This window comes from Vibrio sp. 10N.222.54.E6, from assembly GCF_041473955.1.
Lineage (GTDB): Bacteria > Pseudomonadota > Gammaproteobacteria > Enterobacterales > Vibrionaceae > Vibrio > Vibrio tasmaniensis_A.
Window position 1 is genome coordinate 13,901 of the sequence record NZ_JBFRTD010000014.1, and the last position, 22,281, is coordinate 36,181.

Annotated in this window: 20 protein-coding genes; 18 read left to right on the forward strand and 2 right to left on the reverse strand. The window is 42.5% G+C overall.

All coding sequences use genetic code 11. The features are described 5' to 3' along the window. Nucleotides 1–158: 158 nt before the first annotated feature. Nucleotides 159–1,031 (reverse strand): UTP--glucose-1-phosphate uridylyltransferase GalU, encoded by an 873-nt coding sequence (gene galU / locus AB4513_RS09430; protein ID WP_009847870.1) that lies wholly within the window; start codon nucleotides 1,029–1,031, stop codon nucleotides 159–161. Nucleotides 1,032–1,185: 154 nt separating this feature from the next. After that, a complete protein-coding gene (locus AB4513_RS09435) occupies nucleotides 1,186–1,833 on the reverse strand; it encodes a LuxR C-terminal-related transcriptional regulator (protein ID WP_009847869.1) in 648 nt (215 codons plus the stop codon). 278 nt (nucleotides 1,834–2,111) lie between these two features. Here AB4513_RS09435 and AB4513_RS09440 point away from each other — a divergent pair, with 278 nt between their 5' ends. The 18 genes from AB4513_RS09440 to AB4513_RS09525 all read left to right on the forward strand — a co-directional run bounded on the left by AB4513_RS09440 (nucleotide 2,112) and on the right by AB4513_RS09525 (nucleotide 22,281). Then, nucleotides 2,112–2,669 (forward strand): single-stranded DNA-binding protein, encoded by a 558-nt coding sequence (locus AB4513_RS09440; RefSeq protein ID WP_009847868.1) that lies wholly within the window; start codon nucleotides 2,112–2,114, stop codon nucleotides 2,667–2,669. A 161-nt stretch (nucleotides 2,670–2,830) separates the two neighbouring features. Beyond that, complete coding sequence (gene csrD / locus AB4513_RS09445; RefSeq protein WP_102257741.1) at nucleotides 2,831–4,846, forward strand: RNase E specificity factor CsrD; 2,016 nt, start codon at nucleotides 2,831–2,833, stop codon at nucleotides 4,844–4,846. A 2-nt stretch (nucleotides 4,847–4,848) separates the two neighbouring features. Beyond that, nucleotides 4,849–6,291, forward strand: coding sequence for an MSHA biogenesis protein MshI (locus AB4513_RS09450; protein WP_009847866.1), 1,443 nt, complete (start codon nucleotides 4,849–4,851; stop codon nucleotides 6,289–6,291). Then, complete coding sequence (gene pilO, locus AB4513_RS09455) at nucleotides 6,291–6,938, forward strand: type 4a pilus biogenesis protein PilO (RefSeq protein ID WP_009847865.1); 648 nt, start codon at nucleotides 6,291–6,293, stop codon at nucleotides 6,936–6,938. Before AB4513_RS09450 ends, pilO begins: the two co-directional genes overlap by 1 nt. Beyond that, nucleotides 6,931–7,263 (forward strand): hypothetical protein, encoded by a 333-nt coding sequence (locus AB4513_RS09460; RefSeq protein WP_009847864.1) that lies wholly within the window; start codon nucleotides 6,931–6,933, stop codon nucleotides 7,261–7,263. The genes pilO and AB4513_RS09460 overlap by 8 nt, the downstream gene beginning before the upstream one ends. Before the next feature lie 15 nt (nucleotides 7,264–7,278). Further along, a complete protein-coding gene (mshL, locus tag AB4513_RS09465; RefSeq protein ID WP_009847863.1) occupies nucleotides 7,279–8,967 on the forward strand; it encodes a pilus (MSHA type) biogenesis protein MshL in 1,689 nt (562 codons plus the stop codon). 56 nt (nucleotides 8,968–9,023) lie between these two features. Next, nucleotides 9,024–9,863 (forward strand): ExeA family protein, encoded by an 840-nt coding sequence (locus AB4513_RS09470; protein WP_009847862.1) that lies wholly within the window; start codon nucleotides 9,024–9,026, stop codon nucleotides 9,861–9,863. A gap of 2 nt (nucleotides 9,864–9,865) precedes the next feature. Further along, on the forward strand, nucleotides 9,866–11,041 hold the full coding sequence (locus AB4513_RS09475) for a lipopolysaccharide assembly protein LapB (protein WP_009847861.1): 1,176 nt from the start codon (nucleotides 9,866–9,868) through the stop codon (nucleotides 11,039–11,041). Beyond that, entirely contained in the window at nucleotides 11,031–12,755 is a 1,725-nt protein-coding gene (locus tag AB4513_RS09480; RefSeq protein ID WP_009847860.1) for a GspE/PulE family protein, read from the forward strand. Before AB4513_RS09475 ends, AB4513_RS09480 begins: the two co-directional genes overlap by 11 nt. A 12-nt stretch (nucleotides 12,756–12,767) precedes the next feature. After that, nucleotides 12,768–13,991 (forward strand): type II secretion system F family protein, encoded by a 1,224-nt coding sequence (locus AB4513_RS09485; protein ID WP_009847859.1) that lies wholly within the window; start codon nucleotides 12,768–12,770, stop codon nucleotides 13,989–13,991. Between the two features lie 3 nt (nucleotides 13,992–13,994). After that, nucleotides 13,995–14,450, forward strand: coding sequence for a hypothetical protein (locus tag AB4513_RS09490; RefSeq protein WP_009847858.1), 456 nt, complete (start codon nucleotides 13,995–13,997; stop codon nucleotides 14,448–14,450). A gap of 79 nt (nucleotides 14,451–14,529) precedes the next feature. Beyond that, the gene (locus AB4513_RS09495) at nucleotides 14,530–15,105 is read left to right on the forward strand and encodes a prepilin-type N-terminal cleavage/methylation domain-containing protein (protein ID WP_009847857.1); all 576 of its coding nucleotides are present in this window, start codon (nucleotides 14,530–14,532) and stop codon (nucleotides 15,103–15,105) included. A 34-nt stretch (nucleotides 15,106–15,139) separates the two neighbouring features. Further along, nucleotides 15,140–15,694, forward strand: coding sequence for a type II secretion system protein (locus tag AB4513_RS09500; protein ID WP_009847856.1), 555 nt, complete (start codon nucleotides 15,140–15,142; stop codon nucleotides 15,692–15,694). Nucleotides 15,695–15,833: 139 nt separating this feature from the next. Then, nucleotides 15,834–16,385 (forward strand): prepilin-type N-terminal cleavage/methylation domain-containing protein, encoded by a 552-nt coding sequence (locus tag AB4513_RS09505; protein WP_009847855.1) that lies wholly within the window; start codon nucleotides 15,834–15,836, stop codon nucleotides 16,383–16,385. Beyond that, complete coding sequence (locus tag AB4513_RS09510) at nucleotides 16,376–16,927, forward strand: prepilin-type N-terminal cleavage/methylation domain-containing protein (protein WP_083784122.1); 552 nt, start codon at nucleotides 16,376–16,378, stop codon at nucleotides 16,925–16,927. Before AB4513_RS09505 ends, AB4513_RS09510 begins: the two co-directional genes overlap by 10 nt. Beyond that, nucleotides 16,927–17,649, forward strand: a complete 723-nt coding sequence (locus AB4513_RS09515; RefSeq protein ID WP_009847853.1) for a PilW family protein — start codon at nucleotides 16,927–16,929, stop codon at nucleotides 17,647–17,649. Before AB4513_RS09510 ends, AB4513_RS09515 begins: the two co-directional genes overlap by 1 nt. Continuing rightward, nucleotides 17,639–18,067 (forward strand): hypothetical protein, encoded by a 429-nt coding sequence (locus tag AB4513_RS09520; RefSeq protein ID WP_009847852.1) that lies wholly within the window; start codon nucleotides 17,639–17,641, stop codon nucleotides 18,065–18,067. Before AB4513_RS09515 ends, AB4513_RS09520 begins: the two co-directional genes overlap by 11 nt. Next, entirely contained in the window at nucleotides 18,067–22,281 is a 4,215-nt protein-coding gene (locus AB4513_RS09525) for a DUF6701 domain-containing protein (protein ID WP_009847851.1), read from the forward strand. Before AB4513_RS09520 ends, AB4513_RS09525 begins: the two co-directional genes overlap by 1 nt.

Genomic DNA, 22,281 nt, shown 5'->3' on the forward strand with positions numbered 1-22,281 from the left:
ATAGAGTGAGATTTGTGCAAAGTTTTACTGGATAAAAAAACAGTAATAAAAAAGGGCGACTCTTTTGAGTCACCCTTGGAATCATTTAATGTGCTGTTAACCAACCGCTCATTGCTATTAATTAAATAGCTAAACAGTGAGTAAGCCAAAATTAGCGATTAAGCTTCTTTTGTGGTTGAGTGCTTACCTAGCTCGATTTGTTGTTGATCTTTTTTATATAGGTTTTCAAAGCAGTAATTTGTTGCTTCGATGTAGCCTTCAACACTACCGCAGTCAAAACGTTGGCCTTTAAATTTGTAAGCCAATACACAGCCTGCTTTTGCTTGTTTCAGCAATGCATCAGTGATCTGGATCTCACCGCCTTTGCCTGGTTCAGTCTGCTCGATAAGCTCAAAGATATCTGGGGTCAGGATATAACGGCCAATGATCGCTAGGTTGCTTGGAGCAGTGCCTGGCTCTGGCTTTTCTACCATGTCATCGACACGGAACAGGTCATCTTTGATCATCTCGCCAGAGATAACACCGTATTTGTGAGTCTCTTCTTCAGGAACTTCTTGTACTGCCACAATTGAACAGCGGAATTGCTTGTATAATGCAACCATTTGAGTCAGTACACCTTGCTGTTCGTTCACACAAAGGTCATCAGCAAGCACAACCGCGAACGGTTCATCACCCACAAGCTCACGCCCCGTCAAGATAGCATGACCTAGACCTTTCATTTCGCGTTGACGAATGTAGGTGAAGTTTGCTGCTTCAATCGTCTCACGAATATTGATTAGCAAGTCTTCTTTATTGGTACCGCTAATTTGGTGCTCAAGCTCGTAGTTCTTATCAAAGTGATCCATCAATGAGTGCTTACCACGGCCTGTAACAATGCACATACCATCCATACCTGCTTCGATGGCTTCTTCAACGCCGTATTCAATCAGAGGTTTGTTCACAACAGGCATCATTTCTTTAGGCATTGATTTAGTTGCTGGTAGGAAGCGTGTACCGTAGCCAGCTGCCGGGAAAAGGCACTTTTTGATCATGATAAGACCCTTTATCTATAATAATTATTGATTCAACTGATTTGTTGATATTTCTGAGGGCAACTCTAGCATATGTTATGTCGAAAATTCAGCAACAATACCTATGATTACTCGAGCTTCCCTCATTATTATTGTCAGATTAGAGGCGAAGCGGTTATGCAAGCAAGTTTTGGTTTGCCCATGCAATAGCTTGGACTCTATTTTTCACCGCTAACTTACGGAATATTTGATAGAGGTGGGATTTGACCGTGAATTCGCTAATGAAAAGGTCATCGGCTATTTGAGTATTTGATGATCCTGATTGAAGGCAGCGAATGACTTGGATTTCACGAATAGTTAAATCAACATTGGTTGGGGTCGTATTGGTATTGACCATGTTACGATAATAAAACAGAAGTTGATTAGTCACCTTCCTTGGTAACCAATTATCACCATCGATCACTTCTTGAAGACCACGAGCAATCTTGTCCTTTTGATCTGTGTTGTAAAAGAGTCCTTTTAATACCCCATAGGTCAGCAGTTCTGAGGTAGGAAGTTGCAGAGGAACATTGAATAAAATTATCTCATGATTCTTCCACATCACGGGTAGGTTAGGACAAATAGCCAATAGCTGTGGTACCTCTTTGTAATCAACGAGTAAGATGCGATTGCTCTGCTTTCTATCAACTAGCATCAATTCACTTGGTGTCATTTTGTAGAGAATAATGGATAAGTGTTTTTCGATTTCTTTTACGTGTAGGTAAGTGTCACTCGGATCGATGCACAGAAAGTGTAAAGTGCGAGCGTATCGAGATTTTCTCATTGAAACGTCCTGTTTATATTTAATGAGATTTCACGTTGTCATGCACATTTTTACTTCTCTAGCACCTTTTATGTGACTTGCGTTGAATATCAACTCTCAAAGTAAATGAGTGGTTTGTAAGTGGAGGAAAAAGCAACATCGCTCTGAATATCATGATTTGTTACGTTTTTAATCTTTGTCGTGAGGAGAGAATAGGAATGCGATTTATCACTGCAGAAAAGCATGCTATTCTTGTGCGCTAAAATTTTCTGAGACTATGAATTTAGACGGAGCAAATCATGGCTAGCCGTGGAGTTAACAAAGTTATATTAGTGGGTAACCTAGGTAATGACCCTGAAATTCGTTACATGCCAAATGGCGGTGCAGTAGCGAACATTACCATTGCAACGTCAGAGTCATGGCGTGACAAAGCAACTGGCGAACAGCGCGAAAAAACAGAATGGCACCGTGTTGCTCTGTTTGGCAAGCTGGCGGAAGTTGCTGGTGAGTACCTACGTAAAGGTTCCCAAGTTTACATTGAAGGTCAACTTCAAACGCGTAAATGGCAAGATCAAAGCGGTCAAGATCGCTACACAACAGAAGTCGTTGTTCAAGGCTTCAACGGTGTAATGCAAATGCTTGGCGGTCGTGCTCAAGGCGGTGCTCCTGCCCAAGGTGGTATGGGTAACAACCAACAGCAAGGTAGTTGGGGGCAACCACAGCAGCCACAACAACAGCAGCAACAATACAGTGCGCCAGCTCAACAGCAGCCGAAAGCACCTCAACAAGCTCCTCAGCAGGCTCAACCTCAATATAATGAGCCGCCGATGGATTTTGATGATGACATCCCATTTTAAGCACTGTTTTTAATATATTATAAAAGCAGTATTAAATTGGAAGAAGCCGCGTTCATCGCGGCTTTTTGTTACCTACAATTCTTAACGCTTTATTTACAACGTCAATTTATAGTATAAGTAGCAATACGGTATAATGTGAGTTGAAAAGGATTTCGTTATTCATGAGATATACCCCGACACTAAAATTGAGCACTCGATTGGTCGCATTTGTCACCGTGATAGTGATCAGTGCGATGTTCATCCTTTTTATTGGTGGCACACTCTCCTTTAAGCGTATAGGACAGGAATATTTAGATCATTATTTGGTTGGCATTGTCGACGTCGTAGATAAAGAGATGGAAGATCCAGATGCTGCGTATTCAATGCAACGTTGGATGCCGAAGATGTTGCAGGCAAGCAATATCGTTGAGATGAAGCTTTCAAACAAAACCGGTATCGTTTACCGATTTAAAGATACCTCCCCACAAATTGATCCAAACCGTCTCTATGAAAGAAGCTTCATTTTAGATCGAAATGAAGGCTATCAAATCGAATTTAAAGCACTCCCCCCTTATATTGGTTACAACTACTCGATTGAAGCTATGTGGTCGATTACTTTGGCGGTGGCATTGATCCTTTTTTGTTTGGCTCGTGGTGTTCGTTGGTTAAAAGAACAGTTAATGGGCTCAGAGATTTTGGAAGAGCGAGGGAGAATGATCCTTGCTGGGCAGGTAGAGGCTCATTCAAAAGGGGACGAGCGAGAATGGCCATATACGGCAAGTGAAGCGCTTGATGTACTGATTGAAGAGTTGAAAGATGCACGCCAAGAGCGAAGTCGCTTTGATACTTTTATCCGCACCCATACTTTTCTAGATAAGCTCACTGGTACAGCCAACCGAGTACTATTTGATAACAAACTTGAATCTGTACTGCATGAAAGTGGCGCTCGTGGAGGCGTTTTACTGATACGTATCGACGAGTGGGAACAAGTTCGAGATTCCAATGACAAGCAGCTCACCGACGGATTTATTATTGAAGTTGGTGAAGTATTGTCGAATATTGTTCAGCGTTATCCCGATGTCATTTTTTCTCGCTATTACGAAGCAGACTTTGCCGTGTTTATTCCGCATCAAGGAACAAAGGATATTGCGACGTTGGCTGCTCAATGTTTAAGGCAATTAGATAAATTGACTCCGCCGGAGCCTTTGGAGTCAGATAACTGGTGCCATATTGGCGTGACAATGTATGTCGAAGGTGAACGCCATAGCCAAATCATGGATGAAACGGAAACAGCGTTAAAGAGCGCTCAGTTAGAGCGCATTAATAACTGGAGCCGTTACCCAAAAGAAAATAAAAGTGAGATAGACAGAGGCAGTGTTCGCTGGAGAACATTACTTGATAAAGCCCTACTACCTGAAAATTTAGTAATCTTTGCTCAGCGGTGTTATCTTATGCCGGATTCCGGTCAAGTTAATGAATTGCATAAAGAAATATTCATTAGAATTCAAGATCCAGACAAAGGTCTATTGAAATCTTCTCGTTTTATGTCTGCGGTAGAACAAGTCGGTTATCAAGCTCAAATGGATCAATCGGTTTTGACGGTTTTGTTTAAGTCGCTGAAAGTATCAACACAGCCTGTCAATTATTCGGTGAACTTGAGTGTCACTCCGTTTGCAAATAAATCACATTTTAAATGGTTCAGAAGTGAGTTGTTACAGCTCTCTGCTCAGCATCGTTCTCAGCTTGCTTTTGAGTTTTCAGAAGGCCATCTAATTACTCACCTTGATTATATGCGACCAGTGGCGAAGATGTTACGAGGGTTAGGGTGTAAAGTGGTGGTTGGCCAAGCTGGGCGAACCATTGTTAGTACTCATTATATAAAGGATTTGAAGGTTGACTATATTAAGCTTCATCGAAGTTTGGTAAAGAAAATCGATCAAAGGCATGAAAACCAACTGTTTGTTCGAAGTCTGATTGGAGCATGCGGTGATTCTCCAACTGAAGTGATCGCGGTCGGAGTTGAGACAAAGCAAGAAAAGAATACCTTGATAGAGTTAGGCATTAACGGTTATCAAGGGAGATATTTCGACGAAGAACAACAAATCATTCCCTTGCCTACTCAAGGGAAGAAGACAGTGAAAGCTGAATCCGTTGTAAAAGTCGGTCGAAGAAATCGATGGCGTAAGAGTAATAGTTAAGCATGAATTTTAAAGCGATTTTAGACAAAATAAAGCCAACGAATAATAACGGTAGTTCTCAAATTGTCCTTTTGGGTAATGATACCGTTTATATTTCATCGACTGAGTCAAAACCTCAAGTCACCAGTTTCCCTGTGGTTAACGGTGACTGGGAAAGTGCGCTGAAAAAATTGTTGAGCAGTGAGTCGCTTACCAGTGATTGCCTTCAGCTAATTGTTTGTGCTAACTACTACCAAACTTATCAAATTGATAAACCGGACATTCCACAGAGTGAATGGTCGGTTGCATTGCCTTTTCTATTGAAAGATCTGATCTCTGAAAGGGTGACTGAGATTACAGCGAGTGCGGTAGCGCTACCGACCTCGAATAAGCTACAAGTGTATGTTTTGCCTAAAAAGCTATTGGACAAGCTTGTAAGCATTACTAATTCAGCACAAGTTGATCTTAAAGGTATTGCTCCCGAAGATGAAGTTTGGGGCTACAGTGCTGGTGAGCTCTCTAATTTCATTCTTTTACAACGCAGCCCCAACTCACATTTTAAGCTTGGTGCATTTGTTGAAAACACGGTTTGCTTCCAAAGAACAATCCGCAGTGTTGTCCCCCCCTTAACTGGTACCGCATCAAGTGCATTGCAGTTGGATGGTCTAGCTTTAGAACTCCAACGATCGATTGATTACCTGTCTTCTCAAATTAAAGGCACTCAACTTCATCAGTTAAAAATCTGCTGTGATGATGAAGATGAAGCTGAATTACAGAGTGTGTTAAATAGCACATTGAGTTCGACCGTTTCTTTGCTTGTTGAAGGTGAACGCGAAAATTCAGAGAAATGGTTAGTTACGCTCGCGGCTGAAAAGAATATTTTTAACGTTAATCTCTACCCTGAGCACCTTAAGCCTAAAAAAGAGTATTTCACTCTAGTGAATGTGGTTATGGTTTGGGGGCTTGTGTGTACCTTGTTGCTTGGCAGTTATAGTGTAATGCAGTATCAAGCATCGAATTTGGATGAAGAGCTAGCAGCTTTACAATATGACTTGAATCAGCTTAACCAAGAAGTTAACCAATTAAACAGTCAGTTAATTCAACATAAACCGTCTCCAAACAAGGTAGCTGCGGTTGCTCGTCTCACTAGTGAGACGCAAGCGAAAAAAGAGGCGTTGAAGGCGGTCGGTCAATTCGATGAATCTCAGCAAGTCGGGTATTCTGGCGTCATGAACTCCTTCGCTCAATTAGGCCGAAATGACATCTCGCTTTCGCATATATACATGACTCACGATACCTTAGAGCTTAATGGTTTTGCCCGTGATGCAAGTGTAGTTCCAAATTGGGTTGGTCAATTTAAGAATGAACTTAATTTAGTCGGACGTACCTTTGAAAAGATAAAGATAGGTCGAAATGAGCAAGATGTGGTGACGTTTGAGTTAAGTACTCATAGGGAGAGTGAATAATGCAACTGTGGAACCAGCTTAGCGATAAGTTCCTTGCATTAAGCCTGAGAGAGAAATGGCTACTTTTCGTGTGTGGTCTAGTGGGCTTATCCATGCTTGTATTTACCTTATTGATTGAACCTGCATATCTTGATTTACAAGAAAAGAATGTGAAGTCGATGAGCCTTACGCAGTCAAATCAGAAACAACAAGGTGAATTACTTGTTCTACAAGCCAAGTTGAACAAAGACCCAGATAAAGAAATTGATCTTGAGTTAAAAAAACTATTGGTTGAGAGCCAAGAGCTATCATTTGAGCTCGCTGAAATCGTTGATAGGTTGGTTACGCCTTCTCAAATGGCGCAGTTATTAGAGAGCGTTCTTAATGCAGGTAATGGACTGAAGCTTGAGTCTTTAGAATCGTTACAACCAGAAGCTATTTCGGACAATCAAGAGAACAGTGACAATTCAAAGTACTTTCTCCATCCTGTTAGAATGGAGTTGACGGGTAGCTACTTCGATATTTCAATTTATCTTCAAGCACTTGAGTCACTTCCTGTGAGCTATTATTGGCGCACGTTTGAGTATTCAGTAGAAGAATATCCCAAAGCTCGACTTGTGTTCGAGGTTTACACCCTAGGTACCAGACAGGAGTTTATTGGTGGTTAGAACTCTAGTGTTATCTTTGCTGTTTGGTAGTTCAGTGGTATGGGCAGAACAAGACCCAACAGCGCCATTAGGTTGGCTTTCGCCCCAACAGAAATCAGCATCAGCTAAAAAGGCGCCAGTTCAATATCGTTTACCGTCCCTAGAGAGCATTGTTTGCAAGGGCGATACACCTTGTTATGCGATTATGAATGGTCAGATTCTCGAACAAGGAGAAACGATCAGAGGGTACCGAGTTAAGAACATAGATCCAGAGTACGTCACTCTGCAGAGAAGCTCTAAGCAGTGGAAATTAGAGATGTTCTCTTTAGATGTTAAGAATAATTAAGGTTAGAGTGAAGACATGCGTAAACTTGTAGTAGCAATTCTAGTGTCATCTTTAGTCGGCTGTTCGATGGGGCATAGAGATCCTGTTGAGATAAAAGAGTCTTTAAACGAATCTATTAATGAAGCGAATAGTAAAGCACTTCATGACTTACCTTCGTCGGTACAAGATGACCTTATGCCTCAGCTAAGTTCGGACTCTATGTCTCCGAGTGTGGAAACCGTCAAGCGCTTTCGTATTCAAGCAAAAGGTGTTGAAGCGAGAACCTTTTTTGCAAGCCTAGTGAAAGGTACTGAGTACAGTGCCGCGATTCATCCAAGCGTTGCTGGAAAACTCACTCTAAATCTAACAGACGTGACGTTAGATGAAGTACTGGCTGTTGCTCAGGATATGTATGGTTACGATATTGAAAAGCGTGGCAAGGTCATTCAAATTTACCCTGCTGGCCTGCGTACAGTCACGATTCCAGTGGATTACTTGCAAGTAAAGCGTTCTGGTCGTTCTTTAACGACGATTACTACTGGAACAATTTCCACTTCAGACTCTAACTCTAACTCGAACTCATCTAACTCGAATTCTAATTCGTCTAATTCAAACTCATCGAACTCGAACTCGAACTCGAACTCGAATTCGTCTAGCTCCACATCTAACGGTGGTACGGAGATTGAAACGATATCTGAAAGTGATTTTTGGCCGCAGCTTGAAGCGGCAGTCGCTCACTTAATTGGTTCTGGTGATGGGCAAAGCGTTGTGGTTACGCCACAAGCGAGTGTGATTACGGTACGTGCTTACCCCGATGAAATCCGAGAGGTTCGTGAGTTCCTTGGTATTTCTCAGAAACGTCTGCAGCGCCAAGTTATCTTGGAAGCCAAAATTATGGAAGTGACACTTAGTGACGGCTATCAACAAGGCATTAACTGGACCAAGATGTTTTCGTCGAACGGTACTAACTACACGCTAGGTATGGGTTCTATCGTTAAAAATGCAGCTGGTACGATCATCCCAGGCAAACTACCAGGCATGGACCCCATCGGTACCGCTTTAGGTGGTCAATCTAACCTCGTTGTTTCCGGTGGTAGCTTTGAAGCTGTATTGAGTTTTATGGATACACAGGGTGACTTGAATGTGTTATCTAGCCCAAGAGTGACAGCAGCTAATAACCAGAAAGCTGTTATAAAAGTGGGTATAGATAAATATTTCGTGACGAATTTATCAAGTTCGGTCGGTAGTGGTGATAACGCGAATGTTGCCCCTGAAGTTGAGCTAACCCCGTTCTTCTCCGGTATTTCTTTGGATGTGACGCCGCAGATCGATGATAAAGGAAATGTGTTCCTGCATGTTCACCCCGCAGTGATTGAGGTGGAAGAGGAAGTGAAAGAGCTTAATCTTGGCTCAACAACTGGTGTTGTGACGCTGCCGTTGGCTAAAAGCTCTATTCGTGAGTCTGACTCCGTGATTCGAGCGCAAGATGGTGATGTGGTTGTTATTGGCGGATTGATGAAATCAAACACCAGTGACATGACTTCAAAAGTTCCATTTCTTGGTGATATCCCGGCACTCGGTCATTTGTTCCGTAATACCAGTCAACTAACTCAAAAAACTGAACTTGTTATTCTATTAAAGCCAACGGTTGTAGGTGTAAATACTTGGCAATCAGAAATGGAGCGTTCTCGAGATCTTTTACAAGAATGGTTCCCTGATGAATAGTAACCACTCACTTTATCAATGCAGATTGGTAGTGAATTACTAAGCTAGGTCGTCTTATGTATCAAGTTCATTTTGATTTTGAACAGTTACCATTTACCTTAACGCCGAATACCGATTTTTTTTATGGTTTAGCACCTCATTTTGAGGCAATTCAAACGGTCATTTCGGCGTTAGAAATGGGCGAGGGGGTAGTTAAGGTTACAGGGGAGGTCGGCACAGGCAAAACCATGGTGTGCCGAATGTTGGTCAATCATCTCAATGATTGTACTGCTTTAATCTACCTGCCTAACCCAGTGCTATCTGGGGCTGACTTACGACAAGCCGTGGCTAAAGAGCTTGGTTTGATTACCGATAATGAAGCCACCTTAGTGGATAACATTCAACATAAACTTATTGAATTGCATAACTCAGGCTTACGAGTGGTTGCGATTCTTGATGAGGCTCAGGCTTTGTCAGATGAAGCTCTAGAGACCTTAAGGTTGTTTGGTAACTTAGAAACTGAAGATAAAAAGCTGCTGCAAATTGTTCTATTAGGGCAGCCGGAATTGGATGCTCGATTAGAGGCTTATCATCTAAGGCAATTTCGTCAAAGAATCACATTTAGTTCGACACTGAGGCCACTGACTCTCGATGAAACAGTGGCTTACATTGATAACCGGATCGCTAAATCTGGTGGCAAATATGCTCCCTTTAGCCTGAGCCATAAAAAAGCGATCTGGCGCTCTTCTTTGGGGATCCCAAGGTTGATTAACCAGTTGTGTCATAAAGCTTTGTTGCTTGCTTTTAGTGAAGATAAGAAAAATATAGAAAACCAACATCTCTTTGCTGCAATGCATGAAACATACGATGTGTGTAAACCTAAATTTAAAACGCCAATGCTGTGGGGTTGGAACTAATTATGAGCGTCATTAATAACGCCTTGTCTGAATTGGCAAAAAAAGAGTCAACAGCATCGATTGAAGCTGCGGTGGTACCTAAAGTAAAAACACGCTCTCCATTGGTTTGGGTGGTCGCAGGTTTTACCCTTAGCTTGGCCATGGGGGGCTGGGCTATATCACAAGGCCCTGCTGTCGATAACTCAATATCAACTCGAGATATACAAGTTTCCGTTATTGATACTTCAGAAGGCAATTCAGAGGGTAGTCCTGAAGCGGCCATTACTCAACCTGTGTCCTCGCCGACTAAGAAGTTAGTGACGCTAGATTCAGCGAACATTTCGGCTAACAACACGGTAATACTAAAAAGTACTCAATCTAAATCGGATTCAGTCATTGCTGCATCAACTCAGTCAGTTACAAAGCCTAAAGTAAACCCTGAATCTCAAGCTATACCTAAATCTCAAAGCACACCTAAAGCAAAAGTAGCAAAGCCAATGCTTGTTGCTAGCGTGGCTAAAAAAGATCCCACACCAGTATCAAATCAACCTGAAACGTCTGGCGATTTAGAAAGTAATGGAATGTTGATTGAGCAGGTAGAATTAACGCCTGAACAACTTTCTATTAATGCTCAAGGCCGAGCTCAGAAAGCTCTTGATGCCAATGACCTTTCTGGTGCGTTGAAAGGTTATAACGAAGCGCTTCGTTATGATCCAAGAAATGAAGATGTCCGTCAGAAACTAGCAATTCTCTATTTTGGTAAAGGTGATACTCGCAAAGCGTATGAGTTATTTCAGTCGGGTATCAAACTCAATATCAACAGTGAAAAACTGCGCCTAGGTTTATCGAAGCTACTTGTGAAAGCCAATCAAGCGGAAGCTGCTTTGAGCCCATTAATACACTTACCACCTAGTCCAACTCAAGACTACTTAGCAATGCGCGCTGCATTAAGTCAAAAGTCTCAGCAAGAAGATATTGCGCTAGAGAGCTACCAAAAATTGACTGAGGTCGATTCAGATAATGCTCGCTGGTGGTTAGGTTTAGCGATTCAGCAAGAACGTCAGCTTGATTTCATGGCTGCAAAGCAATCATACCAAGGAGCATTGGTTAGAGTTGGGATCTCATCTCAGTCGCAAGGCTTTGTACGTGATCGTTTAAAAATACTCAATGCTTTAGAGGAGAGTGGCGATGCAAATTAGATTAAGAAAAAGGCTCGGTGATTTGCTCGTAGAAGAGGGCATCATTACTGAAGATCAAGTTGAACAAGCTCTGGCCGCTCAAAAAAGGACAGGCCGCAAGCTTGGTGATGCACTGATCGAGCTTGGCTTTTTATCAGAGCAGCAAATGCTCAGTTTCTTGTCGCAACAGCTTGCTATTCCTCTTATTGATATTAGCCGAGCTAATGTTGACGTCGAAGCTGTGCAGCTTTTACCTGAGGTTCATGCTCGCCGCCTTCGAGCTTTGGTCATTGGGCGTCAAGGTGACACATTACGTGTTGCAATGAGTGATCCTGCTGATCTGTTTGCCCAAGAATCTTTGCTGAGTCAACTAGGCGACTACGCACTCGAATTTGTCGTCGCACAAGAGAGACAATTAGTTGATGGTTTCGACCGTTATTACCGAAGAACCAAAGAGATTGCCTCATTTGCTGAGCAGCTTCATGCTGAGCATAAAGTTAATGAAGCCTTTGACTTTGATATCGCTGAAGAAGACAGCGACGAAGTTACGGTCGTTAAGCTAGTAAACTCGCTGTTTGAAGATGCTATTCAAGTTGGTGCGTCTGATATTCATATTGAACCAGATTCAAACGTATTACGTTTACGTCAGCGTATTGATGGTGTCCTGCATGAAACGTTGTTGAATGAAGTGAATATTGCTTCTGCACTGGTTTTGCGTTTGAAGCTGATGGCTAACCTCGACATTTCAGAGAAACGACTGCCTCAAGATGGTCGCTTTAATATTCGCGTTAAAGGTCAATCGGTCGATATTCGTATGTCGACTATGCCAGTACAGCACGGTGAGTCAGTGGTTATGCGTTTGCTTAATCAATCGGCTGGCCTACGTAAATTGGAGTTGTCAGGCATTCCGAGTGATTTGCTCGTTCGTCTTCGTCATCAATTACGCCGCCCACATGGCATGATTCTCGTAACCGGGCCTACGGGCTCAGGTAAAACAACGACTCTATACGGTGCGTTAAGTGAATTAAACGAACCGGGTAAAAAGATCATTACCGCTGAAGACCCTGTAGAATACCGTCTTCCTCGTGTGAATCAGGTTCAGGTAAACCCTAAGATTAACCTCAATTTCTCAACGATTTTGAGAACCTTCCTACGTCAGGATCCGGATATCATTCTTATTGGTGAGATGCGAGATCACGAAACCGTTGAAATTGGTTTGAGAGCGGCACTTACTGGTCACTTAGTGTTAAGTACTCTGCATACCAACGATGCAGTAGACAGTGCACTGCGTATGATGGACATGGGGGCTCCGGGTTATCTGGTAGCAAGTGCTGTTCGAGCCGTGGTCGCACAGCGGTTAGTTCGTAAGGTATGTACTGATTGCAAGGTTGATGATGAGCTGGATGAAGCGCGTAAGCAATGGTTGAGTGTTCGTTTCCCAAACCAGCGAGGTACGCCATTTATGAAAGGGCGTGGTTGTCAAAATTGTAATTTGACAGGCTACAGTGGTCGTATTGGTGTGTTTGAAATGTTGGAGCTCGATCAGCCTATGATGGATGCGCTTAGAGCCAATGATGCCGTTGTTTTTGCTCAAACGGCAAGGCAGTCTGAAAATTACAAACCGCTGTTAGCTTCTGCGATGGAATTGGCCATACAGGGGGTTGTGAGCTTTGATGAGGTAATGAACCTTGGCGAAGGCGATGCTTCTGGTGCCACTGATCCAATTTATCTGTAGGGGTAGAGTGATATGCCAACTTATCGTTATGTAGGTCGCAGTTCTGATGGCAGTCAAGTGACAGGCCAGTTGGATGCAAATAACGAAGATCTTGCTGCTGACAGTTTGATGAGTAAAGGGATCATTCCAACTTCGATTAAACTTGGAAAAAGTGGCGGTTCAATCCTGGATATGGATGTATCCAGTCTGTTCTCCCCGAATGTGCCTTTAGAGGTGTTGGTTCTGTTTTGCCGACAGTTGTATAGTTTAACTAAGGCGGGTGTTCCGCTATTAAGATCGATGAAAGGGTTAACTCAACATTGTGAAAATAAGCAACTGAAAGTAGCACTTGAAGAAGTGGTCGCTGAACTCACAAACGGTCGTGGGTTAGCGGCGTCGATGCAAATGCACCCTAAGGTATTTAGTTCATTGTTTGTATCGATGATCAGTGTTGGTGAGAATACAGGTCGTTTAGATCAGGCATTGTTACAACTGGCTGGATACTACGAACAAGAGGTTGAAACTCGAAAGCGAATCAAAACGGCAATGCGTTACCCAACGTTCGTGATTACTTTTATTACAATCGCTATGTTTGTCTTGAATATATTCGTGATTCCTCAGTTTTCGAGTATGTTCGCGCGTTTTGGGGTCGACTTACCACTTCCAACTCGTATTTTAATGGGAATGTCTGAGTTCTTTGTTAATTACTGGGGGTTAATGCTTGGATTAATCTTTGGTCTTGTTTTTGCTTTTAAAGCATGGGTTAAGACAGATAAAGGGTGGGAAAAGTGGGATCGGCTGCGCTTAAAAATGCCAGTGATTGGTGGGGTGGTCAATCGAGCTCTATTGTCGCGCTTCTCACGTACTTTTGCTTTGATGCTAAAAGCAGGTGTACCGCTTAACCAATCGTTATCGCTATCGGCTGAAGCTTTGGACAATCGTTTTTTAGAACTTCGTGTTCAAGGTATGAAATCGGCAATAGAAGCGGGAAGTACCGTTTCTTCTACCGCGATTAACAGCGAGATTTTCACACCACTCGTGATACAAATGATTTCTGTGGGTGAAGAAACGGGTCGTATTGATGAGTTGCTGCTTGAAGTTGCGGATTTTTACGACCGAGAGGTTGATTACGATCTAAAAACGTTAACCGCTAGAATTGAACCTATTCTGTTGACGATCGTTGCGGGAATGGTGCTGGTTTTAGCTCTGGGTATTTTCTTGCCAATGTGGGGAATGCTGGATGCAATCAAAGGTTAGGGGATGCTGAATAACCTACAGCGCTCACGTTTTGTTATTTGGGTTACGGTTATTCTTTTTCTCGTTATGGGATTGCTTTCTGTATGGAAAACAGTAGAAGAAGAAGCAACGAACACGGCATTAATCGTTGCGAGCAAGCGAATTCTTGAGCAAGCGAATTTGTTCAAACAGCAGTATTTGTTATCTGGTGTGGAGCAAAAGAATGATGCGAAACCGCCAAAGACTTACAGCAGAACGGGGTGGGTTATGCCAATTCAAGACTCGGCTCGAAATTGCGGTTATTGGTTGGAGCAATTATATCCTAAGGGGCGTATTTTAGGTCTCAGCTCTCCAAACATTGAAGACAAAAGTGATAACATTCATTTTCATTGCCGTTATCATTATAGTGATAAGTATCAGATAGATATATTACTCAAAAAAGAAAGATTTAGTGTCAAAGTCAATATATTGGCCTTGTGAACGTATTGACGCTGTTTTTATGGTTTTATGCATATTCAAATGTATAATGCGCATTAGCAATTAGATGAGTAGGTAGAAAGTGCTTAAAAATCAAAAGGGTTTCTCCCTAGTTGAGTTAGTCATAGTGATTGTTGTTGTGGGTTTATTAGCTGTTGCAGCTTTACCCCGTTTCTTGGATGTGACAGACGAAGCCAAGAAAGCCAGTATTGAAGGTGTCGCGGGTGGTTTTGCGACAGGAGTACTTTCAGCAAGAGCGCAATGGGAAGCAGAAGCTCGTCCATCAGAAAGAATTGGTGTTGAAACATACAATACTGTAAATTACGATGGTGTTGATTTTTGGCTAACCAGATCAACAAGTAGCAATGGAAGTACTAATTTTAGAGACGGCTACCCATGGTCTATAAACACCAATTCAGCTTCAGCTCCGTCTAATGATGTGACCGATGCTTCGTGTGTCGATTTAATGGAAAATCTACTTCAGAACCCTCCTAAGGTTGGAACATTAACCAATGTGGCAAATGGTTCGAATTACAAATATTCAGCGCAAGCGGATAACAGCAATGACTACTGCACTTACATTCAATTGGAAGGCGGTACTCAGCATCAATTCGTTTACGAGATTAGAACTGGTCGTGTGACCGTAACACTGCAGTAAACCTGCGTTTAAATATACATAGAGAGAAAAGACTATGAAAAAACAAAGCGGTTTCACCCTAATAGAACTAGTGGTGGTAATTGTTATTCTAGGTATTCTTGCAGTTACTGCAGCACCTCGTTTTCTTAACTTACAAGGTGATGCCCGTACATCATCTATGCAAGGCCTGCGTGGCGCAATGGCAGGTGCGACGGGTATCGTTTATGGCCGTGCAGCAGTAGATGGTCGTGAAGGTCAACCTAAAACAGCTCTGGCAACAACGCCACAAACAACAGATGGTGTGGCTATTAACTTTGGTTATCCAACTTCTGCTGATATCGCAGGTGTTCCGGCTGGTATTGAAACTGCTGTAGTTGGTTTACCTGGTACCGATTGGGTTGTAGTGAATGTGACGGAAACTGGCGTTGTTCCAGACGCTGTCGCTTATTCATTTGCGGGGACTGACCCAGTACAAGCGAACAATGGTTTTGTATACGATGCAACTACACCTGCGAATAACAATGGCTGTTTTGTCATTTATGTTGAAGCTGCCAATGCCACAACACCAGCATTTGTTGATGTTGTCACTACTGGTGCGGATGGCTGTTAATAGTATTATTAGAGGATATCAAGGCCAGCATTGCTGGTCTTTTTTCTATCTGAAATTCAGGTAAGCGACAAAGACAACTTCCTTTCCCTGAGTTACACTTAATCTTCAAACTATCAAATATTTAGCGGATTGGATTTCGGTGAATCAATTCAATAGAACATACAGAAACATCGGATTTCAGCAACAAGGTTTTACTTTAGTCGAGTTAATCATTGTGATCTTGTTGATCGCGATTGTCTCTGCCTACGCTGCTAGCCGTCTTTCTGGAAGGGATCGCTTTTCTGCCTTTGCAGCTCAAGAGCAAGTAACTTCTGTTGTCCGCCAAGTTCAAGTGAATCGTATGCAGTCCAATGTGGACCTTGGGGCCGTCGTTGGAGAGAGCAATTTTATTCTCGCTATCGTTGGGAATTGTATCGGCTCGGAAGTGAGCTGTACCGCGCGAAGCCAAGCGCGGAGTGATTGGGTTATGCTCAACGGAGCTAACTTAACGGCTGCATCTGATACCACTCCCGCTATTCCTCTATCTCTAGTTAACTTTGATTTATTAGGTAACCCTACAACAGGTGAAACACCTGCAGGCGTTGTCGTTAACGTTGCAGCTGGTGTGGTGATTACGATTACTTCAAATGTGAATACCTGCCGTGTGGAAATTAACGCGCAAGGTTATGTCGAAAATGGGGTGTGCTCATGAATAGTATTCATAAATCACCTGTAAAAGAACGTGGTTTTACATTAATTGAAAGTGTGATTGTGATTGTGATTATGGGGCTCGCGATGATGACCATCATAAACTTTTTAGCGCCTCAGGTTAGTCGATCTGGTGATCCTCATTATCAGACTCGTTCAGCCGCGCTAGGGCAAAGCGTGATGTCGATGATTCTTGCTCGAGGGTTCGACGAGAATAGTGATTTTGATGGTGGGGAATTTAGATGCGGTGAGGGGGCGTCTGGTGTGAATTGCACTGCTGAGGCTAACTTTGGCCCAGAAGAGGCTGACATTGCTCTATACAATGATGTCGATGACTATGATGGGTGTTGGGAACCCGGTGCAACTAACGGGTGTCGAGACCTTAATCTATTACTGGATGAAAATGGCGCAACAACCTACAGAAACTACCGCCTAGATGTTGATGTGACGTACCAAATGGTCGATCAACTGAAAAGAATCAACCTAACGATCTCGGCCTCAAATTATCCTCCTATCGTGCTGGATGCCTATCGAGGGAATTACTAATGAGAAGGCAAGGTTTCACTCTTATTGAAATGATTATCACCATGATTGTTGGTAGCATTTTAGTTGTAGGCATTGCTGGGTTTGTTGAATTGGGTGCGCGTGGCTATGCGGACACCGTAGATAGGCAGCGTTTACAAACTCAAGCCAAGTTTGTCTTGGAAAAAATCACTCGTGAAGTGCGTCATGCTGTACCGAATATGTTCAATCAGAATGCTGTCGTCCCGGGAGCTCGCTGTGTTTCATTTTTCCCTATCGTTACCTCTGGGATTTATGCGGTGTCGGGCGATGATATTCAATTTGTTACGGCTGATAATACACTGACGACAGCTGCGCTAACCCCATTATCTTTAGTGATAAACCCTACAGAGGCGGCGCCGACCAATAATATTTTCCCCTTAGCTACTGTAACTGCAACCAATAATACTTTCTTGCTTGCTAATGAGTCTGTAAACCTTGTGGGTAATTCGGTTTCAAATCGACATTATATTTACAATCCTAATGGCCGCGTCACCTATTGCATTGTGAATGGCCGAGTATGGAGAAGTGAAGGTAATGGCGCGCTAATCCCAATTTCGGATACGGGAGTGACTGGGGATTTAGACTATCAACCCGCAAATGTTCAGCGTAATGGTATCGTCCATCTTGAGTTTGAATTTAGAAACCAAGTCGGGGATGAACTGACCAATTTCCAGCAAGACATACAGGTGATCAATGTTCCTTAAAAAAAGACAAGTCGGAAGCCTGTATATTGTCGTTATTTTTGTATTGGTGGTGATGGGGTTTCTTGCTACAACCTTAAGCCGCATAGAGTGGTCCAATAATGACGCACATACAAAAGATGTGATTGGTACTCAAGCCCATCTTTTAGCTCATTCGGCAATAGAGCGAGCCTTAATGCAGATATATCCACCTAGAGCCAACACAACGGTTTCATTTGATGTGGCTGCAGAGTGTACAAACTTGAATGGAACAGCAATGAACTTCGCAACGACAATTACATGTGCAGATGTTCAAATAACGTGCTCACCAACAGGTGGTCAACTTGTCGATAGTTCTCAGTTATACACGGTAAGAGCGGTCGCAATGTGCGGAACGGGTGTGAATTTAATGCAACGTAGTCAAGATGTGTGGGTGAGATAATGAGAGTACTATTTTTATCATTGTTTTTGTTGTTTTCTCTCGGCATATCATCGTTTTCGTATGCTTCCACTTGTCTAGCTAATGGCTCTTCTGTAGATGCTCGCAATGGTTTTTGTATCACTTTTTCTCTTGAGTCTGACGGGTCGAATCGAATTCGATTAGCGAATAGCCAATATTTCCCGTTATGGACAGATGATGATGATTTTGATGATTATTATCAGCAAATCTTTGACGAAGATTATGAAGATGATGACATCCTTCGACAATTTCAGGTTAAGTTTGAGCGTACTTCTAATTATAACGCTAGATGGATAAGTGGAAAATTAACCTACTCAGTAGATGGTACTCAGAAAAAAGTTATTAATAACTTTGATTTATCTTATGCCACTGGCGCCGATAAATTCGACCCATTTGTTACCATTACACTGATTGGTGATAGTTTCACTAGTAGTTCCCAATACTGTATATCGGAAAAAGATTGCCAGCCCTTGGTACCACGTTCTAAACCGCTATTTGAATTTGGAGAGGTAGACGCTAGCTCTTGTAATGGGTATACGTGTAGCTTTGATTTTGATGAAGATTTTAAAACGACGCCTGTCGTTATATTGATGTCTTCTTATAATCTAAATGATAATCCATCGGCAATGTTCGTCACATCTGTGACTAAAGATCGGGTCGAAGTGAAACAGCGCTTCCCTTTAAGCTCGGACCCTAACTTAATGGATCCGATCTATTATTTTGCCGCAGAGGTTGGGGACGTAATACTAGATGAATCTCAGCCAGGGAAAATAATACGTGTAAGTAAAGTTGAGTTGAACCACTTCCAAACGGCAGGCGATACAAGGAGGGAAGGCTGGAAACGAGAAACATACTCTCAACGTTTCTCTGCGGCTCCTATTGTCTTTTCTCAAGTTCAGCCCGATAGCGGTAAGGATTTTTGGGTAACTACCGCACACAAAAATGTTGGAACCTCGAATTTTCGGCTGGCCTTAGAGTTTGGCCGGCAAAATGTACCAACTCCTACAAGCTATAGACGCAGAACTGTAGGGTATATGGCGGCACCTGAGTTTTCTGGGCAAACTTCAGGTGGTATTCGTTTTGTTTTTAATAAACCCAGTAGTTCATACAATCAAAGCGCTTCATTAGCGCAGTCTTGTATTGATAATCAGGTGTTCCATGGCCAGTCGTTCCAAGACTTTGGTGTGATTATTCAAAAGCAAACTCGAAGTGGATCGGATGGAGGGTGGTTAAGGTTATGTGAACTATCGAATCCGGATTATTTTACATTTATGCTAGAAGAAGACGCTTCAAATCGCTCGCATCAGACATATGAAAGAGTTGGGTTCTTTGCATTTGAAGAAGTAAGGCCAAAACCCCCTATTCAAAAATGTGATTACTTTCCTGAAATGTTGCAATCAAACCGTTATTTGCCAGGTGCAAATCCCGGAGAATGGACTCCATGGGATGGACAACTGGATATATCTTCAGGAAGTGGTACTGGAAATAATATCTATCTCGATCAAATTTCCAAATCAGAAGCATTAGGTTTTACTTCTTCTAGAGTGTCTGGTCTTGGAGCTTGTGTTTATAAAGACGGGCAGAATAGTGGCGGAAGTTGTACGGTGAGTTCGGCTAAGAACTTATTTCCGTTAGGTGTTCCGGATACTACTGCTTTTAACCCTTCGGGCGGTGTGTTGATAGCGGCTGGCAATAATCAGACGACTGAGGCGACTCAATTTAATTATACTTCATTATCTTTTAGCGCAAATACGAGCACAGTTGTTTTTCCCGCTGGAGAGTATTGGATTGACACCATCAATTTTAATCATAACGATTCTTACATTAAGGTTAAAGGTGATGGTCCAGTTGTTATTCACTACAACCATATAAATTTGTCTCATAAAAGTCGTATATATATTAATGCAGGAATAGATGAGCAGAGTGATTCTAGCTATGATCACAATGACTTTACGTTTATTGGTCATGGCCGTTTTTCATCTTTTTGGCCTTTAGGTGGTTCTGATATCCGTTTGAATGCGAATGTGTATGTATCGCCAGAGGCTATCAGTGCTGGTTTCGATATTAATGGTGTCGCTCGTTTTCAAATGACAGGAGCAATTACCGCTCCTAGAGTTTCATTTAGGTCGTCAGACACTAGCTTCATAAGGGCTAAGTCAATAGCAGGATGTTACACGCCTCCTAGCCCAACGATAAAATATATAGAGATCAAACCAAACAACTATCACTTAACTTGTGATGACAAGGCTGAGGTGTATGTCGTGCCTTATGATGAAAACAGTCAGCCAATGAGCGATGTCAATGGGGAGACGGTATCTATAAGTGCACCTGAGGTAACTTTTAGCGGTGGCTCTTTTGATAGCCAAAACAAGAGGTTTGTTTTTGATATTGATGGTCGAAGTGGTAATAAATACGGTGATGTGCTTGCGACTGCATCAGTTAATGGAACGACTATCCAAGACCAAAAAGACATTAGCTTTGTACCTTATCGGTTTGATATTAAGCCGAGTGCTAGTTCTACATGGAACAATCAGCCGCTAGAGGTCATTGCCGGAAAAGCAGAAGATATTGATGTTCGAGTCTTGGCTTGTAGTAATAATGCATCACCAACGCCGATTGTGATGAATTATGCGGAAAAGTTAGATGTGAACGATCTTGGATACGTGCTTCAAAAGCCCGGAAGTGGTGGCGGTAGCCTTGGCAGTGGCGATTTTAACTTCTCTAAAGGGGTGGTTGAGGATGTTGCTATTCAATTTGATAACTCAGGCGAGTTAGTTGTCACACTTGAAGATAAGAGCTTTAGGTGTTCAACTCAACCCCCGACAGTCGCGAACTGCCCTAGCGATGGCGGTACGTTGAAAGGTCAAATTACCTTGAAGGCTCGCCCTTGGAAAATAGCAATATGTAATGTTCGTTCAGGATCTTCGTTTAACCCTGCTGGTGGGGAAACAGGAGGTGGCTTTATATCAGCAGGAACAGATTTCATTGTTGACTATAAACCAATCATTCATCCAGATTCAGCATTAGGCATCACTGATGAGTGTGCCTACCCAGTGACAAGTAATTATTCACTTGATAGTGGTCCCTTAGATTTAGATTTTAAGGTGGTTTACCCAGCTCCATCATTAAACCCCCAACCAGGGGCTGTGACTCCTAATGTGATTCCTTCATTTAGTACCAACCAAGTACTGAATACTCTCGTTCATACTTGGAGCGAAGTTGGCGCTATCGAGTTTATTAGTAGTGCTATTTATCTTGGTCGTGATATACAAAAAGATCACCAAGTCATTGGCCGCTTTTATCCTGATTACTTTAATACGTTGAATAATGTGTGGGGAAACCCTGCAGGGCAAGCTTTTGCTTACATGAATCAAGAGTTTGATAATGTCTCCGTTGACGTTGAGGCTTACAGTGCGTTGGGGAACGAAACTCAGAATTACGGAAGTTTTAACACTATTCAGCAAGCTTTTTTTGAGTTAGATGAAGGGCGTTTACTCAACGGTAATCGCTTGAATTTAACTTATCGAGGTAGTCGAGGGGCGATCAATAACAACGATATATCATGGCAGAAGCAGGCTGACTTTTCGCCTGATGGTCCTTTTAATTTTGATGGGGGGCCAATTCGAGATGTCTCTTTGAATATTTTTACAGCAACACTTTCAGATCCTGTGCAATTCAAAACACAACCAACCGATCCTTCAGGCATGACAACACAACGACTGCCTGATAGCCAACCCAATGTGGTTTTTGGTCGTGTGAATTTGAGTGATGTAGGTGGGGTTGAAGGTAGTTCGATTACCGTTCCTCTTCAAGTTCAGTATTGGACAAACGGTGCTTTTATTAACAATGTATTTGATAGTTTTACTGATATCGATGCTGAAATGGATGGAAACCCTACGGTTATATGGCCTGTTGGGGGAGCGACTACGGCGACATTAACGGGAGCTGCTGATGTGAATAATGGAGTGTCGAACAACTTTACAGCACAGCAAGCCCCTAATGCTGTAACTAGGGAGCAAGTGCAAATTTGGCAACAGCTTGACTCCATAAATAATAATATGCCTTGGCTAATGTTTGATTGGGACCAAGATGGTATTGATGAAGAAAACCCATCAACAGTAGTCACCTTTGGTATCCATCGCGGGAACGATCGTGTGATCTACCGAGGTGAAAGTGGCTTAATAGGTCAGCAATAA

Bases quoted from the DNA above. Each gene is read 5' to 3' on its own strand.
- mshL (WP_009847863.1), top strand. From the start codon at position 7,279: ATGCGTAAACTTGTAGTAGCAATTCTAGTGTCATCTTTAGTCGGCTGT.
- AB4513_RS09490 (WP_009847858.1), top strand. From the start codon at position 13,995: ATGCTGAATAACCTACAGCGCTCACGTTTTGTTATTTGGGTTACGGTT.
- AB4513_RS09475 (WP_009847861.1), top strand. From the start codon at position 9,866: ATGAGCGTCATTAATAACGCCTTGTCTGAATTGGCAAAAAAAGAGTCA.
- AB4513_RS09520 (WP_009847852.1), top strand. From the start codon at position 17,639: ATGTTCCTTAAAAAAAGACAAGTCGGAAGCCTGTATATTGTCGTTATT.
- AB4513_RS09470 (WP_009847862.1), top strand. From the start codon at position 9,024: ATGTATCAAGTTCATTTTGATTTTGAACAGTTACCATTTACCTTAACG.
- pilO (WP_009847865.1), top strand. From the start codon at position 6,291: ATGCAACTGTGGAACCAGCTTAGCGATAAGTTCCTTGCATTAAGCCTG.
- AB4513_RS09440 (WP_009847868.1), top strand. From the start codon at position 2,112: ATGGCTAGCCGTGGAGTTAACAAAGTTATATTAGTGGGTAACCTAGGT.
- AB4513_RS09525 (WP_009847851.1), top strand. From the start codon at position 18,067: ATGAGAGTACTATTTTTATCATTGTTTTTGTTGTTTTCTCTCGGCATA.
- AB4513_RS09485 (WP_009847859.1), top strand. From the start codon at position 12,768: ATGCCAACTTATCGTTATGTAGGTCGCAGTTCTGATGGCAGTCAAGTG.
- csrD (WP_102257741.1), top strand. From the start codon at position 2,831: ATGAGATATACCCCGACACTAAAATTGAGCACTCGATTGGTCGCATTT.
- AB4513_RS09515 (WP_009847853.1), top strand. From the start codon at position 16,927: ATGAGAAGGCAAGGTTTCACTCTTATTGAAATGATTATCACCATGATT.
- galU (WP_009847870.1), bottom strand. From the start codon at position 1,031: ATGATCAAAAAGTGCCTTTTCCCGGCAGCTGGCTACGGTACACGCTTC.
- AB4513_RS09500 (WP_009847856.1), top strand. From the start codon at position 15,140: ATGAAAAAACAAAGCGGTTTCACCCTAATAGAACTAGTGGTGGTAATT.
- AB4513_RS09480 (WP_009847860.1), top strand. From the start codon at position 11,031: ATGCAAATTAGATTAAGAAAAAGGCTCGGTGATTTGCTCGTAGAAGAG.
- AB4513_RS09450 (WP_009847866.1), top strand. From the start codon at position 4,849: ATGAATTTTAAAGCGATTTTAGACAAAATAAAGCCAACGAATAATAAC.
- AB4513_RS09435 (WP_009847869.1), bottom strand. From the start codon at position 1,833: ATGAGAAAATCTCGATACGCTCGCACTTTACACTTTCTGTGCATCGAT.